At 62.6% G+C, this 15,778-nt stretch carries 12 protein-coding genes; 7 read left to right on the top strand and 5 right to left on the bottom strand.

Translation table 11 applies throughout. The features are described 5' to 3' along the window. Positions 1 to 11: 11 nt before the first annotated feature. Entirely contained in the window at positions 12 to 2,861 is a 2,850-nt protein-coding gene (locus tag GEV39_RS24355; protein WP_173891520.1) for a class I adenylate cyclase, read from the bottom strand. 168 nt (positions 2,862 to 3,029) lie between these two features. Between GEV39_RS24355 and GEV39_RS24350 the strand changes: the two genes are divergently transcribed. Beyond that, a complete protein-coding gene (locus GEV39_RS24350; RefSeq protein WP_173891519.1) occupies positions 3,030 to 3,482 on the top strand; it encodes a YaiI/YqxD family protein in 453 nt (150 codons plus the stop codon). A 79-nt stretch (positions 3,483 to 3,561) separates the two neighbouring features. Here the strand turns inward: GEV39_RS24350 and elbB are convergent, their stop codons facing one another. Next, a complete protein-coding gene (gene elbB / locus GEV39_RS24345) occupies positions 3,562 to 4,221 on the bottom strand; it encodes an isoprenoid biosynthesis glyoxalase ElbB (protein ID WP_173891518.1) in 660 nt (219 codons plus the stop codon). 189 nt (positions 4,222 to 4,410) lie between these two features. Then, on the bottom strand, positions 4,411 to 5,013 hold the full coding sequence (locus tag GEV39_RS24340) for a DedA family protein (protein ID WP_009681657.1): 603 nt from the start codon (positions 5,011 to 5,013) through the stop codon (positions 4,411 to 4,413). Between the two features lie 212 nt (positions 5,014 to 5,225). On the opposite strand from GEV39_RS24340, the gene ppk1 reads away from it, so the two are divergent. Further along, positions 5,226 to 7,475 carry a polyphosphate kinase 1 gene (gene ppk1, locus GEV39_RS24335; protein WP_173891517.1) on the top strand — a complete coding sequence of 750 codons (2,250 nt, stop codon included), beginning with the start codon at positions 5,226 to 5,228 and terminating at the stop codon, positions 7,473 to 7,475. On the opposite strand, the gene ppx is transcribed toward ppk1, so the two are convergent. Further along, on the bottom strand, positions 7,462 to 8,964 hold the full coding sequence (ppx, locus tag GEV39_RS24330) for an exopolyphosphatase (protein ID WP_173891516.1): 1,503 nt from the start codon (positions 8,962 to 8,964) through the stop codon (positions 7,462 to 7,464). The genes ppk1 and ppx overlap by 14 nt on opposite strands. A gap of 242 nt (positions 8,965 to 9,206) precedes the next feature. Here ppx and trxA point away from each other — a divergent pair, with 242 nt between their 5' ends. The 5 genes from trxA (at position 9,207) to GEV39_RS24305 (ending at position 14,558) form a co-directional block, all read left to right on the top strand. Further along, positions 9,207 to 9,536, top strand: coding sequence for a thioredoxin TrxA (gene trxA / locus GEV39_RS24325; protein ID WP_009684153.1), 330 nt, complete (start codon positions 9,207 to 9,209; stop codon positions 9,534 to 9,536). Positions 9,537 to 9,762: 226 nt separating this feature from the next. Continuing rightward, complete coding sequence (gene rho, locus GEV39_RS24320) at positions 9,763 to 11,022, top strand: transcription termination factor Rho (protein ID WP_029886229.1); 1,260 nt, start codon at positions 9,763 to 9,765, stop codon at positions 11,020 to 11,022. A 205-nt stretch (positions 11,023 to 11,227) separates the two neighbouring features. Then, positions 11,228 to 12,694 (top strand): 4-hydroxy-3-polyprenylbenzoate decarboxylase, encoded by a 1,467-nt coding sequence (gene ubiD / locus GEV39_RS24315; protein ID WP_173891515.1) that lies wholly within the window; start codon positions 11,228 to 11,230, stop codon positions 12,692 to 12,694. Further along, positions 12,694 to 13,662, top strand: a complete 969-nt coding sequence (locus GEV39_RS24310) for a CDP-6-deoxy-delta-3,4-glucoseen reductase (protein WP_009684149.1) — start codon at positions 12,694 to 12,696, stop codon at positions 13,660 to 13,662. Before ubiD ends, GEV39_RS24310 begins: the two co-directional genes overlap by 1 nt. A gap of 245 nt (positions 13,663 to 13,907) precedes the next feature. Continuing rightward, a complete protein-coding gene (locus GEV39_RS24305) occupies positions 13,908 to 14,558 on the top strand; it encodes a gamma-glutamylcyclotransferase (protein ID WP_173891514.1) in 651 nt (216 codons plus the stop codon). Between the two features lie 119 nt (positions 14,559 to 14,677). On the opposite strand, the gene GEV39_RS24300 is transcribed toward GEV39_RS24305, so the two are convergent. After that, complete coding sequence (locus GEV39_RS24300) at positions 14,678 to 15,655, bottom strand: NADPH:quinone oxidoreductase family protein (protein WP_173891513.1); 978 nt, start codon at positions 15,653 to 15,655, stop codon at positions 14,678 to 14,680. Between the last annotated feature and the right edge of the window lie 123 nt (positions 15,656 to 15,778).

The raw sequence follows: 15,778 nt of genomic DNA, 5'->3' as shown, positions 1-15,778 counted from the left end.
GAGCAGCCCGGTCATTGGCACAGCACCTGCTCCAACCCCTCGTTCAATGCCTGCTCCAGCACCCGCTTGTAGCTCAGGTAAACCTGCGTTGCCCCCAGCCGGTCATCCAGCAGCTCGGACAAATCCAAGTCGGTGATATAGCACCGGTACTTCACGGCCCCGCGCCGCTGGCCGATGATCTGCCGCGCCACTACCGCATACAGCTGCGGCCCATGCTCCAGCTCGGAAAACTCCTGCTGGTCGCAGTACAGTGTCACATGCGCAGCACCCCCTACACCGGCCTGGATGATGGCCTGCACTTCATAGTAAGGCTGGTCACTGCCCTCCTGCGGCGCCACGCGCGGTTCGATGCTGCGGGCCTTGCCCGGGCCACCAGGCAGTAGCTGCGCGTACTGGATATCCAGCGCCGCCTGCCCAAGGTCATCCAGCGGCAGGCGGGCCTCGCGGCGCATCACCACCGAGCGCAAAAAGCGCTGCAGCGGCAACAGCAGGTGAGCCTCGTCATGCAGCGGCAGGCGTTGTTGCCATAACGCGTTGCATTCATCCAGCACATACAGCTCGGCCCATTCGTCCTGCAGGCGGTAGAACACCTGGATGCACGCCGGTCGACCCTGTTCCAGGACCAGGCGCAGGTCGTAGTCCTGCAGGGCATTGGCGTCCAGGTACAACGGGCTGTAGACGCTGCGTTCTTCGCCCAGGTAGGCCAGCAGGGCATCGTGGTCGGCCAGGGTGCTCAGGCTGACATGCCCCGGTTGCAGCTCCAGCACATGGGTGTGCTGGGCGACCTGTAACAGGTAGCGGTGCGGTAGGCCTTGGGCCTGCAGCAGCTGCACGGTGTCGAAGATCTCTTCCACCCGTTGGCTGATGGCCTGTGCGCGGCTCGGGCAGAAGCAACGCACCCGTACCCGCGGCCGGTGGCCATGCGCCAACGGGCTGTTGAGGAAGTCACGCAGGCAGCGCACCAGCGCGTGTTCGCCGTCAAAACGCTGAACCAGCACTTCGTTCCAGCTGTTCAGGGTGACTTGGTCCAAGGTCAGCACCAGGTTCTCACGCACCCCGGCATAGCTCAGTGAGTCGGTGCGCTCGGTGGTCATCAGGATGTTGAGGTCGCGGTGGTGGCGCAGTGGGTCGATGGCCACGTTGACCAGTAGCAGCACTTCATCGGCAACGCTGGGTTGCAGAAGGCGCACCTCACTCACGGTCGGCAAGGGCAGGGGGATGCATTGCTGCAGGCAACCGAGCAGGTTGACCAGCTCGAACTCGCTCAGGTCACTGACACCTGGGTGCAGCGCCAAGCGCGTGCCGCTGTCGATGACCCCGTTGCGATGGGCCCAGGCCAGCAGCTCCAGCAGCTCGCGGCAGCGTTTTATCGGGTTGAAGTACTCGACGTCGTGAGAGTTCAGGTTGCCGCTGTACAGCTCCCAGTGGTAGTTACCTGGTTCCTTGCGGTTAGGTAACTGAACCAGGGTGAGGGTGTCTTCGGCGAGGTCCGGAGCGATACCCGGGTTGATCACCTCGACCTTGCCGGCACGGCGCTCGAAGGCCGCATACAGGCGCCTGCCCAGTACGTTGAGCTCGCGTTGGTCGGCACGGCTGCTGGCGTTCCGGGTGCGTGCGAACTGGCCAAGGAAGCGATAGCTGTGGTTCAGCTCGGCCACCAGTTCGCGGCGCTCCACGGCAACCTGCTGGACTTTCCATTGGCTGCGGCTGTCCAGTATCGCCAGCTGGCGCTCATCCCACCCCCACTCGTCAGCCAGGCGCTGAAGCAAACGGCGCTGCCAGCCATTGCTACGGTTCTGATCGCTGAGCTTCTTGTTCACTTTCAGGTACAGGCTGCGCCGTACCCGTTCCAGGCGTACAGGCTCGCCCCTTTGCAGCAGGTAGCGTTCGATGCGCCGGTAGACCATGACATACGGGTCCAGGTCGTCCAGGTCCAGCTGGTTGGCGAACACTGCCTGCTTGTAGTCCAGGCTCAGGCAGCGCACGCCAGGGTATTCACTAGCGTAGGCCTCGGTCAGCAGCAGTTTGAGTAGCGACTTGTAGGGTGAGTCGATGCCTTTGAACAGTTGCCACAGGCCGGCACCAATGAACTCGCCGGGCGGAACGTGCGCCAGGTTGCCTAGGTCGAGCACATCCTGGCTGCGGATAAAGCGCTTGGCCAGCAGGGTCTGGGTATAGGCCTGGTAATTGCCTTCTTCGTAGACCGGCACCAGCCACCACAGCGGCGTACGCCCGGCCAGCCACACGGTGGTGCGGTAGAACTCGTCCAGCAGCAGGTAATGCTGGGTAGTCCCGCAATTGTCTGAGCCAAGCTGACCATCACGCTGGCCTTGGGCAAACCCTTGGGTGTCGATCAGGAAAAAGTGTGCCTCCGTGCCCAGGCTGGCCGCCCAGGTTTCCAGCAGTTGGCACTTGCGGCGCAGCTCTTCGAGCAGCGGCTCGGGCAAGCCGGGGGCGTGGCATACCCACACGTCCATGTCGCTGTGCTCGGCCTGCGCCAGCGACCCCAGGCTGCCCATCAGGAACAGGCCGTGAATCGGCCGTGGCGGGTGGCCATGCTGGGCCTTGTAGGTGAATGAGCGGGCCAGGCGCTGGGCTTCTGCGACCAGCTCGCTACCGGGCTCGTAGCCCGAGACGCCTGCGGGGGTGCTGCCCGAGACGTAACCCGGCAATAGCGGGTGGTTCACGTGAAACAGCAAGGGCAACAACAGCAGCACTTGTTGCTGACGTGTCGACAGGCCCTCCATTGCCCGCTGCAGCCGGGCTTGGTTCAGGTGCAGGAAACGCGCGCGCAGTGTCGCCAGGACTTTGCGGTCGATGCCTTGGTCCAGGTCGGGGCGGATTTCGTGGGGGTGGTTCATTGCGCGCTCGGGCAGGCCAGTGAAGCTGTGGCGAGTTTAGCCTGAGTAACAGGGGCGGATAAGCGCTAATTGGAATATTGGCGCCATTTTTCCAGCGCGCCGGCCGGTTCCGGCTTTTGCCGTGCATGAGGCATCATGAGCACATTGGGCTGATGAAGAGATTATCCGATGCGTGTATGGATCGATGCCGATGCCTGCCCCAAGGCAGCCAAGGATCTGATCGTCAAGTTCGCCCTCAAGCGCAAGTTCGAGGTGGTGATGGTGGCGGGCCAGGCAGTGGCCAAGCCTGCGTTTGCGATCGTGCGGTTGATCGTGGTGCCCAGTGGCATGGATGCGGCCGACGATTATCTGGTCGAGCATGCCGTGCCAGGCGAGCTGGTGATCTGTAGCGATGTGCCGTTGGCCGACCGCCTGGTCAAGAAGGGCGTGGCAGTGCTGGACCCGCGCGGGCGCGAGTTCGACGAGCGCAACATGGGTGATCGGCTGGCCGCGCGCAACCTGTTCACCGATTTGCGCGAGCAGGGCCAGGTCGGGGGAGGGCAGGCGGCTTATGGGGAGCGCGACAAGCAGGCGTTCGCCAATGCGCTGGACCGGATCATTTCGCGACTATCGCGGGCCTGAAGTGTAACGCGGCCCTTTCGCGACACAAGGCCGCTCCTACAAAGGATCGCGCCGGATTCTGGGCTCGCGTAGGCGGGCCTTACTCGTGGGTCAGCTCCAGCACCCGGTCCACCAGCTTGTAGATACCGCCAGCCGCCTCGCTGATCGACTTGGCCTCCATGTAAGCCGGGGTCGTCACCAGCTTGCGTTGGGTATCTTCGACAATGTCGTGCACGTCGCATTCTTCATGGGTGCCGCCCATCTTCACCACTGCCGCCGCAGTATCCGCATCGCTACCAATGGTGCAGACTACCCCCGGCCCGTAGATCTTCGCCGCCAGTGCCGGCGAAATGCAGATCAGGCCAACCGGCTTGCAGGCAGCGGCAAAGGCTTCGGCCAGGGTCAGTACGTCTGGGTTGACGCTGCAGTTTGCGCCTTCCACGGCGAAGTTGGAGAGGTTCTTCGCCGCCCCAAAGCCACCCGGCACGATCAGCGCATCGAAGTCTTCGGCCTTGGCCTCGCGGATGTCCTTGACCTCGCCCCGGGCAATGCGCGCCGATTCCACCAGCACATTGCGCGACTCGGGCATCTCCTCGCCGGTCAGGTGGTTGATCACATGCATCTGCGCAATGTTCGGCGCGAAGCACTGCACTTGCGCGCCGCGCTGGTCCAGGCGCAGCAGGGTGATCACGCTTTCGTGAATTTCGGCGCCGTCGTACACGCCACAGCCGGAAAGAACCACCGCTACTTTTTTAGTCATCTTTGAAGCTCCAGTATTGTGTCGCGCCTGGGAGATCGAGCGCTGCCTGCGCGGCGCATCGCGAGCTGGCGCTCGCCGGGTTTGTTTTCAGGGCCAGTCATGCTTGTGACAGGCGCGCGGCTGCCTTGTTCGTCCGGCAACCCCGACAAGCTGTAGTGCAACCCGATGCGCCGCACTGGCGCCTCGGGGTCACTGCTGGTCGCGCTGTTCGCCCGCCGCCTGGGCAGCGGCCTTGCGCTCTGCGCGCAGGGCACGGAAGCGACGGCGCAGCCACAGCAGGACGCCCAGCCCCAGCAGGGCGGCCAACACCCATAGCTCGTACCGCTTGACGTTGCCCAGCAGGCCTTCGAGGATGGCGCCGAAGTGATAGGCCGCCGCACCCAGGGCAATGGCCCAGATCGCCGCGCCAATGCCGTTGAGCAGCAGGTAGCGGCGTGGCGGATAACCCGACAGGCCAATGGCCACGGGCATGACCGTGCGCAGGCCGTAGACGAAGCGGAAACTCAGTACCCAGATGTCGGGATGGCGGCGAATGTGGGCCAGCGCCCGGTCGCCCATCGCCTGCCAGCGCGGCTTGCGGGCCAGAATCTTGCGGCCGTGGCGCCGGCCCATGAAATACCACAACTGGTCGCCGGCATAGCTGCCGAAGAACGCCACCAGGCACACCAGGTTGATGTCCATGTAACCGCGGAATGCAAGGAATCCTGCAAGCACCAGGATGGTCTCGCCTTCAAAGAAGGTGCCTAGAAAAAGGGCAAAGTAGCCGAAATCCTGCAGGAATTGTTGAAGCATTTTCTGAGGTGCTGGCGAAATGAACGCGCAGCCTACCCCTTCGCGGGCATTCGGGAAAGTGTCCAAATGTGTCTCCACGTGAACAATTCCTACACCACATTGCCATAGGCCACGCGTCATGGCTTGCCCTGCCATGTCACACAAGCGTCATAATGGGCGCTTATCTTGCCGCTCAATTGATCATAGGGCGTTAACGTCCTCAGGAACGTCAGATGAATAATGAAGTGCTTAGCCCTGTCGCGATCAAGGATGCCCAGGAGCTCCCCGAAGAGATGCTGCAGACCCCGCCAGACCTGCCGCCGGCCACCGCGCCGGAAGCCGGACAGGCGGCCGAGCCTGCCGCCCCGGCGCCTGCGCCGCCGCCGGCCCCGGCAATCGTGGTGCCTGGCTTGGACGACAGCAGCCTGTATATTCATCGCGAACTCTCGCAGTTGCAGTTCAATATTCGTGTGCTGGAGCAGGCACTGGACGAGAGCTACCCGCTACTGGAGCGGCTCAAGTTCCTGCTGATCTTCTCCAGCAACCTTGACGAGTTCTTCGAAATCCGGGTGGCCGGCCTCAAAAAGCAGATCAATTTTGCCCGCGAACTGGCCGGCGCCGACGGCTTGCAGCCGCACCAGGCACTGGCGCGCATCAGCGAACTGGTGCACCTGGAGGTCGACCGGCAATATGCCATTCTCAACGACGTGCTGTTGCCGGAGCTGGAAAAACACCAGATCCGCTTCATTCGCCGCCGTTACTGGACACCCAAGCTCAAGACCTGGGTGCGCCGCTACTTCCGCGACGAAATCGCCCCGATCATCACCCCCATCGGCCTCGACCCGACCCACCCGTTCCCGCTGCTGGTGAACAAAAGCCTGAACTTCATCGTCGAGCTGGAAGGGGTGGACGCTTTCGGCCGTGATTCGGGCCTGGCGATCATCCCTGCCCCACGCCTGCTGCCGCGGGTGATTCGCGTGCCGGAGGAAGTCGGGGGCCCGGGTGCCAACTATGTATTCCTGTCGTCGATGATCCACGCGCATGCCGACGACCTGTTCCAGGGCATGAAGGTCAAGGGTTGCTACCAGTTCCGCCTGACCCGTAACGCTGACCTGGCACTGGACTCCGAAGAGGTTGACGACCTGGCCCGCGCCTTGCGCGGCGAGCTGTTCTCGCGCCGCTACGGCGATGCCGTGCGCCTGGAGGTCGCCGACACGTGCCCGAAACACCTGTCGGACTACCTGCTCAAGCAGTTCAGCCTCAGCGAAAGCGAGCTGTACCAGGTCAATGGCCCGGTCAACCTCACGCGCCTGTTCAGCATCACCGGCCTGGACAGCCACCCGGAGCTGCAATACACGCCGTTCACGCCGGCGATCCCCAAGCTGCTGCAGAACGCCGACAACATCTTCAGCGTGATCGGCAAGCAGGACATCCTGCTGATGCACCCCTTCGAGTCCTTCACCCCGGTGATCGACCTGCTGCGCCAGGCCGCCAAGGACCCACACGTGCTCGCCGTGCGCCAGACCCTTTACCGCTCCGGGGCCAACTCGGAAATCGTCGATGCCCTGGTGGATGCAGCGCGAAACGGCAAAGAGGTCACCGCGGTGATCGAACTGCGTGCGCGGTTCGACGAAGAGTCCAACCTGCAGATGGCCAGCCGCCTGCAAGCGGCGGGTGCGGTGGTGATCTACGGCGTGGTCGGTTTCAAGACCCACGCCAAGATGATGCTGATCCTGCGCCGCGAGCAGGGCGAGATCGTGCGCTACGCGCACCTGGGTACCGGCAACTACCACGCCGGTAACGCCCGCCTGTACACCGACTACAGCCTGCTGACCTCAGACGACGCCCTCACCGAGGACGTTGGCAAGCTGTTCAGCCAGCTGATCGGCATGGGCAAGACCCTGCGCATGAAAAAGCTGCTGCACGCGCCGTTTACCCTGAAGAAGGGCATGCTCGACATGATCGCGCGGGAAACCCAGTTTGCCCTCGACGGCAAGCCGGCGCACATCATCGCCAAGTTCAACTCGCTGACCGACGCCAAGGTGATCAAGGCGCTGTACAAGGCCAGCCAGTCTGGCGTGAAGATCGACCTGGTGGTGCGTGGCATGTGCTGCCTGCGCCCAGGTATTCCGGGGGTTTCGCACAATATCCAGGTGCGGTCGATCATCGGTCGCTTCCTGGAGCACACGCGGGTGTTCTACTTCCTCAATGGCGGCGAAGAGCAGATCTACCTGTCCAGCGCCGACTGGATGGAGCGCAACCTCGACAAGCGTGTCGAGACCTGCTTCCCGGTTGAAGGCAAGAAGCTGTTGCTGCGGGTGAAGAAAGAGCTGGAAGGCTACCTGACCGACAACACCCATGCCTGGACCTTGCAGCCCGACGGGCGCTACGTGCGCAGCACCCCGACCGGCAACCAGAACCCGCGCAGCGTTCAGGCGACCCTGCTGGAGCGCCTGAGCAACCCGGTCCTCAACGTACGCTGAGGACGAAGCCGACCCGGGTCAGCCACTCCGCCTCGTTGGCGAAGTCGGCCTGGGTCAGCTGGTTCTGTTCCAGCCAGCCTCCAGGGAAAGCGATGTCGAGGCTTTCACCGGCAGCCTTGAGCTGGACCTTCGGCATCTGCTGGTTGCCACGGATGTGGTGGAACAGGATGGCGAAGCGCAGCAGCACGCACAGGCGCAGCAGTTTCACGCCTTCCTCGCCCAGTTCGGCAAACTTGTCCTTGGGAATGTTGCGGCGGTGGCCCCGTACCAGCAAGGCCATCATCTGCTGGTCTTCGCGCGAGAAGCCCGCCAGGTCGGAGTGCTCGATCAGGTAGGCGCCATGCTTGTGATAGTGGTAGTGGGCGATATCCAGGCCGATTTCATGCACTTTGGCTGCCCAGCCGAGCAGATCGCGCCAATTTCCATCCTTCAACCCCCAGGCGTCCGCGACCTGGTCGAAGGCGTGCAACGCCTTGCGCTCCACACGCGCTGCCTGGCCCTGGTCGACGTGGTAACGCTCCATCAGTGAGTTCAGGGTGCGTTCGCGCACATCTTCATGGTGGTGGCGGCCCAGCAGGTCGAACAGCACGCCTTCGCGCAGCGCGCCGTCGCAATGGTCCATGCGCTGCAGTTCCAGGGCATCGAAGATGGCTTCCAGGATCGCCAGGCCGGCGGGGAAGATGGTACGGCGGTCCGGCTTGATGCCTTCGAAGTCGATCTTGTCGACGTCGCCCAGCTTGAACAGCTTGCGCTTGACCCAGGCCAGGCCCTCGGCGTTGACCTCGCCGTTGCCCAGGCCGCCGTCCTTGATGGCGGCAGCGATGGCACGGATGGTTCCGGACGAGCCGATGGCCTCGTCCCAGGTCAGGCGGTGCAGGGCGTTTTCGATGCTCATCAGCTCCAGGCGCGCGGCGGTGTAGGCCTGGGCGTAGCGGGCCGGGGTGATCTTGCCGTCGCGGAAGTAGCGCTGGGTGAAGCTGACACAACCCATTTGCAGGCTTTCGCGCAGCAGCGGCTCGAAGCGCTGGCCAATGATGAACTCGGTGCTGCCGCCGCCGATGTCGGCGACCAGGCGTTTGCCGGGCGTGTCGGCCAAGGTGTGGGACACACCCAGGTAGATCAGGCGCGCCTCTTCGCGACCGGAGATGACCTCGACCGGGTGCCCGAGGATGGCTTCGGCACGCTGGATGAATTCGTTGCGGTTGCGCGCTTCGCGCAGGGCATTGGTACCGACGATGCGCACCGAGCCAGCCGGCATGCCGTGGATCAGTTGGGAAAAGCGCTTGAGGCAGTCCAGGCCCCGCTCCATCGCCTCTTCACTGAGCTTGCGCTCTTCGTCGATGCCGGCGGCAAGCTGAACCTTCTCGCCGAGCCGCTCGAGGATGCGGATTTCGGTATGGTGGGCCTTGGCCACGACCATGTGGAAACTGTTGGAGCCAAGGTCGATGGCGGCGATCAGAGACAGGTTCTTCGCGATGTTGTGCGGCATGCTGTGTGTTCTCGGTCGTTAACCCGGCAATCGTGCCACGATAGCAGGCTGTCGCCAACGCGTGCCACGCCAGGCCTTGATGCAAGGCAATGTGCCATTCGATGCTATGACACGCAGATGACAGTTTCGATTCGTGGCGTCTTGCCCAACTATAGTTACACTCAATCGACCGCAGCTTCCTGTCGAGCGTGGGTGCGGCTATCATGGGCCACGTTTTTTTGCTTACGACCCTGGAGATATCCATGAGCAGCGATCTGATCAAACATGTCACCGATGCCACCTTCGAAGCCGAAGTCTTGCAGGCTCAAGGCCCGGTGCTGGTCGACTACTGGGCTGAATGGTGCGGCCCGTGCAAGATGATCGCGCCAGTACTGGACGACATCGCCTCCACCTACGAGGGCAAGCTGACCGTCGCCAAGCTGAACATCGACGATAACCAGGAAACCCCGGCCAAACATGGCGTGCGTGGCATCCCGACGCTGATGCTGTTCAAGAACGGCAACGTCGAAGCCACCAAGGTGGGCGCACTGTCCAAATCCCAGCTGGCCGCGTTCCTCGACGCCCACCTGTGATATGAAAAGGCCCCGCGAATGCGGGGCTTTTCTTTTTCAGAGCACTAGACGCAGAAAAAAGCAAGTGTTACATTCGGCCTCGCACTGCTTCTCCAGTGCCCTCTACATGCCGTCGCCGAAGCATCCCCAATTCGAATCAGTACGCGATCCTGTCGCCATCTAGCGGCGCGGCTTCATTAAGCCAAAGCTTAATTCTCCCTTCTTACATGATTACGTCATTCCCCTTATGAACCTGACTGAACTCAAGCAAAAGCCGATTACCGATCTTTTGGAAATGGCCGAACAGATGGGCATCGAAAACATGGCCCGTTCGCGCAAACAGGACGTGATTTTCGCCCTGCTGAAAAAGCACGCGAAAAGCGGCGAAGAGATCTCCGGTGATGGCGTGCTGGAGATTCTCCAGGATGGTTTCGGTTTTCTGCGTTCGGCTGATGCGTCCTACCTGGCCGGCCCTGACGATATCTACGTCTCGCCCAGCCAGATCCGCCGTTTCAACCTGCGCACCGGCGACACCATCGTCGGCAAGATCCGCCCACCGAAAGAAGGGGAGCGTTACTTCGCGCTGCTGAAGGTCGACACCATCAACTTCGACCGCCCGGAAAACGCCAAGAACAAGATCCTGTTCGAAAACCTGACGCCGCTGTTTCCGAACAAGCGCCTGAAGATGGAAGCCGGCAACGGTTCCACCGAGGACTTGACCGGCCGCGTCATCGACCTGTGCGCACCGATCGGCAAGGGCCAGCGCGGCCTGATCGTTGCTCCGCCGAAAGCGGGCAAGACGATCATGCTGCAGAACATCGCGGCGAACATCACCCGTAACAACCCCGAGTGCCACCTGATCGTCCTGCTGATCGACGAGCGCCCGGAAGAAGTGACCGAAATGCAGCGTACCGTGCGCGGCGAAGTGGTTGCCTCTACCTTCGACGAGCCGCCAGCGCGCCACGTGCAGGTTGCCGAAATGGTGATCGAGAAGGCCAAGCGCCTGGTCGAGCACAAGAAAGACGTGGTGATCCTGCTGGACTCCATCACCCGCCTGGCGCGTGCCTACAACACCGTGATCCCGAGCTCTGGCAAGGTACTGACCGGTGGTGTCGACGCCCACGCCCTGGAAAAGCCGAAGCGCTTCTTCGGTGCGGCACGTAACATCGAGGAAGGCGGTTCGCTGACCATTATCGCCACCGCGCTGGTCGAAACCGGCTCGAAGATGGACGAAGTGATCTACGAAGAGTTCAAGGGCACCGGCAACATGGAGCTGCCGCTGGACCGCCGCATCGCCGAGAAGCGCGTGTTCCCGGCCATCAACATCAACCGCTCCGGTACCCGCCGCGAAGAGCTGCTGACCGCCGACGACGAATTGCAGCGCATGTGGATCCTGCGCAAGCTGCTGCACCCGATGGATGAAATCGCCGCCATCGAGTTCCTGGTCGACAAGCTCAAGCAGACCAAGACCAACGACGAGTTCTTCCTGTCGATGAAGCGCAAGTAAGCGTTCCCAGACCGGAACGGATTGGGGCTGCTTCGCGCCCCTTCGCGGGCACGCCCGCTCCCACAAGGATCACACTGAACCTGTGGCAGCGGGCGTGCCCGCGAAGGGGCGCGAAGCGGCCCCACTGCATTTTTGCCCCCAAACAAATCCCGAACGGCGCTACACTCTGCACCCCCGACCGATACGGCCAATACGAGGCTCCCGCATGCAGTATCGCGACTTGCGCGACTTCATCCGTGGCCTGGAACAGCGCGGCGAGCTCAAGCGCATCCAGGTTCCGATCTCCCCCGTCCTGGAAATGACCGAGGTCTGCGACCGCACCCTGCGTGCCAAAGGCCCGGCGTTACTGTTCGAAAACCCCACAGGCTTCGACATCCCGGTGCTCGGCAACCTGTTTGGCACCCCACAGCGCGTGGCCATGGGCATGGGCGCCGAGTCGGTCGATGAACTGCGGGAAATCGGCAAATTGCTGGCGTTTCTCAAGGAACCCGAGCCGCCGAAGGGCCTGAAGGACGCCTGGTCGAAGCTGCCGATCTTCAAGAAAGTCGTGTCGATGGCGCCGAAAGTGGTCAAGGACGCGGTCTGCCAGGAAGTGCTGGTCGAGGGTGACGATGTCGACCTCGGCGCGCTGCCTATCCAGCACTGTTGGCCTGGCGACGTGGCGCCGCTGATCACCTGGGGCCTTACCGTGACCCGCGGGCCGAACAAGGACCGCCAGAACCTGGGTATCTACCGGCAGCAGGTGATCGGCCGCAACAAGGTCATCATGCGTTGGCTTAGCCACCGGGGCGGTGCGCTCGACTATCGCGAATGGTGCGAGAAGAACCCGGGCCAGCCTTTCCCGGTTGCGGTCGCCCTGGGCGCAGACCCGGCAACCATCCTGGGCGCCGTGACGCCGGTACCGGACACCCTCTCCGAATATGCCTTTGCCGGCCTGCTGCGCGGCAACCGCACCGAACTGGTGAAGTGCCGTGGCAGTAACCTGCAGGTGCCGGCCACCGCCGAAATCATCCTGGAAGGCGTGATTCACCCTGGCGAAATGGCCCCCGAGGGCCCGTATGGTGACCATACCGGCTACTACAACGAAGTGGATAGCTTCCCGGTGTTCACCGTCGAGCGCATCACCCACCGGCTCAAGCCGATCTACCACAGCACCTACACCGGTCGCCCGCCTGATGAGCCGGCCATTCTCGGTGTGGCGCTGAACGAAGTGTTCGTGCCCATCCTGCAGAAGCAGTTCCCAGAGATCACCGACTTCTACCTGCCGCCGGAAGGTTGCTCGTACCGCATGGCGGTGGTGACCATGAAAAAGCAGTACCCCGGCCATGCGAAGCGCGTGATGTTGGGTGTATGGTCGTTCCTGCGACAGTTCATGTACACCAAGTTCGTTATTGTCACCGATGACGATATCAACGCCCGGGACTGGAACGATGTGATCTGGGCAATCACCACACGCATGGACCCCAAGCGTGATACGGTGATGATCGACAACACCCCGATCGACTACCTGGACTTCGCGTCGCCGGTGTCGGGGCTGGGGTCGAAGATGGGCCTGGATGCCACGCACAAGTGGCCAGGCGAGACTACACGCGAATGGGGGCGGGTCATCGTCAAGGACGAAGCCGTCACCCGGCGTATCGATGAGCTGTGGGATCAGTTGGGAATAGATTGATGCAGGTAACGTTGCAGCCGTCCGGGGCGGTGCTGGCGCTCGAACCCGGGGAACGGATCCTGGATGGAGCGCGGCGGCTGGGCTATGACTGCCCGAACAGCTGCCGCAATGGCAATTGCCATGTCTGCGCCGCGTTGTTGGTCGAGGGTCGGGTACGTCAGGACGGCGAAATCCGCGACCATGGCGAGTTGTTCACCTGCATTGCCGAACCGCTGGAGGACTGCGTGTTGCTCTGGGACGGTGTGCTCGCCCTGGGCGAGTTGCCTGTGCGCAAGCTGGCGTGCAGCGTGAGTGAATGCGTTGACGTCGGTGGCGACGTGTGGCGGGTGCGCTTGCGTGCACCGGCGGGCAAACCCCCGCGTTACCACGCCGGGCAGTACCTGATGATCGAGCGTGAGGGCGGCAAGCAGGCGGCCTTCTCGCTGGCGTCTGCGCCGCACGGCGGGCGTGAACTGGAGCTGCACGTACTGGCGCGCGAGCCCAGTGCCCAGCAACTGATCGAGCAGCTTAGGCGCGACGGCCTGGCGCGTATCGAAATGCCGTTTGGCGACACCCACCTGGCCGAGTTGCCCGAGGGCCCGTTGGTATTGATTGCCGCCGGCACCGGCATGGGCCAGATGCACAGCCTGGTCGAGCATTGCCGCGCCAAGGGTTTCCAGTACCCGGTGCACCTGTACTGGGGGGTGCGTCGGCCTGAAGATTTTTACCAGATCGAGCATTGGGACGAATGGCAGCGCCTGCCCAACCTGTACCTGCACCAGGTGGTCAGCGATCTGTGCGGCTGGGAAGGGCGGTGCGGCATGTTGCATGAAGCCGTTTGCGAGGACATTGCCGACCTCAATACTGTGCATGTGTATGCCAGTGGCTCGCCAAACATGATCTACGCCACACTCGACGCCCTGGTCGAAGCCGGCATGGATGCGCACCGTATGCGTGCCGATGTATTTGCCTATGCCCCGCGTGGCTAATAACCCAAGTTGGCAAGTCAGGTTATAAGGCGGTAACTGTTACCGCCTTGATTAATAACTTTCCCTGTTGTTGAAACAATCATTTCCAGTCGTCGGCTGCGCGCATGAAACCTGGCTACGAGGGCTTGAGTATTCCTGCGGTTCTGACCTATGGTTAGTGCAAGCGCCTTGGTATAGAGGCCTTGGCGCTTAACCTCATAGAATTTCGCTACATCCGTAGTTCACAGGAAACCTGGCGGCAGCTTATGTCGGCACTTGAAAGCATGTCGTGGAAAGTTTCATATCCACCGACACTCGACTTTGGTCAGCAACATACGCACGAACAGTTGTTCAACTCCATGAAGACCACCATGTCTCGGCACCCGGGTGGGCCGGTGTGGCTGTTTGCCTATTGCTCGTTGATCTGGCGCCCCGAGTGCAATTCGGTGGAGCGCCAGCGCGCACGCGTACATGGTTATCACCGGGGGCTCTACTTGTGGTCGCATGAGCATCGCGGCACCCCGGAAACCCCCGGGCTGGTATTCGGCCTGGACCGTGGCGGGTCCTGCAGTGGCTTTGCCTACCGGCTGGATGAAAGCAACCTGGACGACTCGCTCATGGCCCTGTGGCAACGTGAGATGCCTTACCCGGCCTATCGGCCGCATTGGCTCAACTGCCGGCTGGGCGATGGCACCAAGGTGCAGGCGCTGGGCTTTGTGCTGGAGCGGCATTTACCCTGCTATGCCGGTGATCTGCCGGATACCTTGCTCAGCCATATCCTGGCCAGCGCCAAAGGGCGCTACGGCACCACCCGCGACTATGTCGAACAGACCTTGCAGGCCCTGCGCAGCCACCAGATGCCTGATCGCAACCTGGAGGCGCGGTTCCGCCGTTGCCATAACCCGCGCGAGGTTTGATCAGCCTGTGCCGGCCTCTTCGCGGGCACGCCCGCTCCTACAGGAATCCATACTTTTTGAACCTGTGGGAGCGGGCGCGCCCGCGAAAAGGCCGGAACGGCAGATGAAGATCTAAAGCCTTACCTGGCCAGCACCACCAACTTACCCACAGCCTGCCGCTGCCCCAGTTTCTCAATGGCAGCCCCGGCCTTGGCCAGTGGATAAGTCTGCGACACCAGCGGCTTCAACTTGCCTTGGGCATGCCAGGCAAACAGCTGCTGGAAGTTGGCCGCATTGTCCTGCGGCTGGCGCTGGGCAAACGCACCCCAGAACACCCCAAGCACCGCCGCGCCTTTAAGCAGCACCAGGTTGGCTGCCAGCTGTGGAATGGTGCCACTGGCGAACCCCACCACCAGCAACCGGCCATTCCAGGCCAGCCCGCGTACCGCCTGCTCGAACAGCTCGCCACCGACCGGGTCGTAGATCACGTCCACCCCCTGGCCGTTGGTCAGGCGCTTGATTTCCTCGCGCAGGCTGGCCTGGCTGTAGTCGATCAGTTCATCTGCCCCGGCTGCCTTGGCCACTGCCAGTTTGTCGGCACTGCTGGCGGCCGCGATTACCCGTGCCCCCATGGCCTTGGCGATCTCCACCGCTGCCAGGCCGACGCCACCGGACGCGCCCAGCACCAACAAGGTCTCACCCGCTTGCAATTGGCCACGCTGGCGCAGGGCATGCATCGAGGTGCCATAGGTCATCCCAAACGCCGCTGCCGTGGTGAAGTCCATGCTCGCCGGGATCGGCAGCACGTTGTAGAACGGCACTGCCACCTGCTCGGCAAACGCCCCCCAGCCGGTCAGCGCCATGACCCGGTCACCGACCTTGAAGGCGCCGGCCTTTTCCCCGACCGCGGCTACCACACCGGCCGCCTCACCACCGGGGGAGAACGGCAGCGGTGGCTGAAACTGGTACTTGCCTTCGATGATCAGCGTGTCAGGAAAGTTGACCCCGGCAGCCTGCACGTCCAGCAGGATTTCGTTGTTCTTCGGCAGTGGGCTGGCGACTTCTTCCAGCACCAGGTTGCCCGCCGGGCCAAGGGTTTTGCACAACACAGCTTTCATTGGGGCTATTCCTTTGCGGGTCGTGGCCGATAAGTGTAGGAGGGCGGTGTACCGGGTCAACGAGCATGGCCCGCCCTGATGGGCAGGCATAAGCGGCGGCGTGAGCCTGGGCTTGGGTTTGCG

It is taken from the genome of Pseudomonas sp. NY5710 (genome assembly GCF_013305665.1).
Taxonomy (GTDB): Bacteria; Pseudomonadota; Gammaproteobacteria; order Pseudomonadales; family Pseudomonadaceae; genus Aquipseudomonas; species Aquipseudomonas juntendi.
This window is presented reverse-complemented; position numbering and strand designations above follow the sequence as displayed.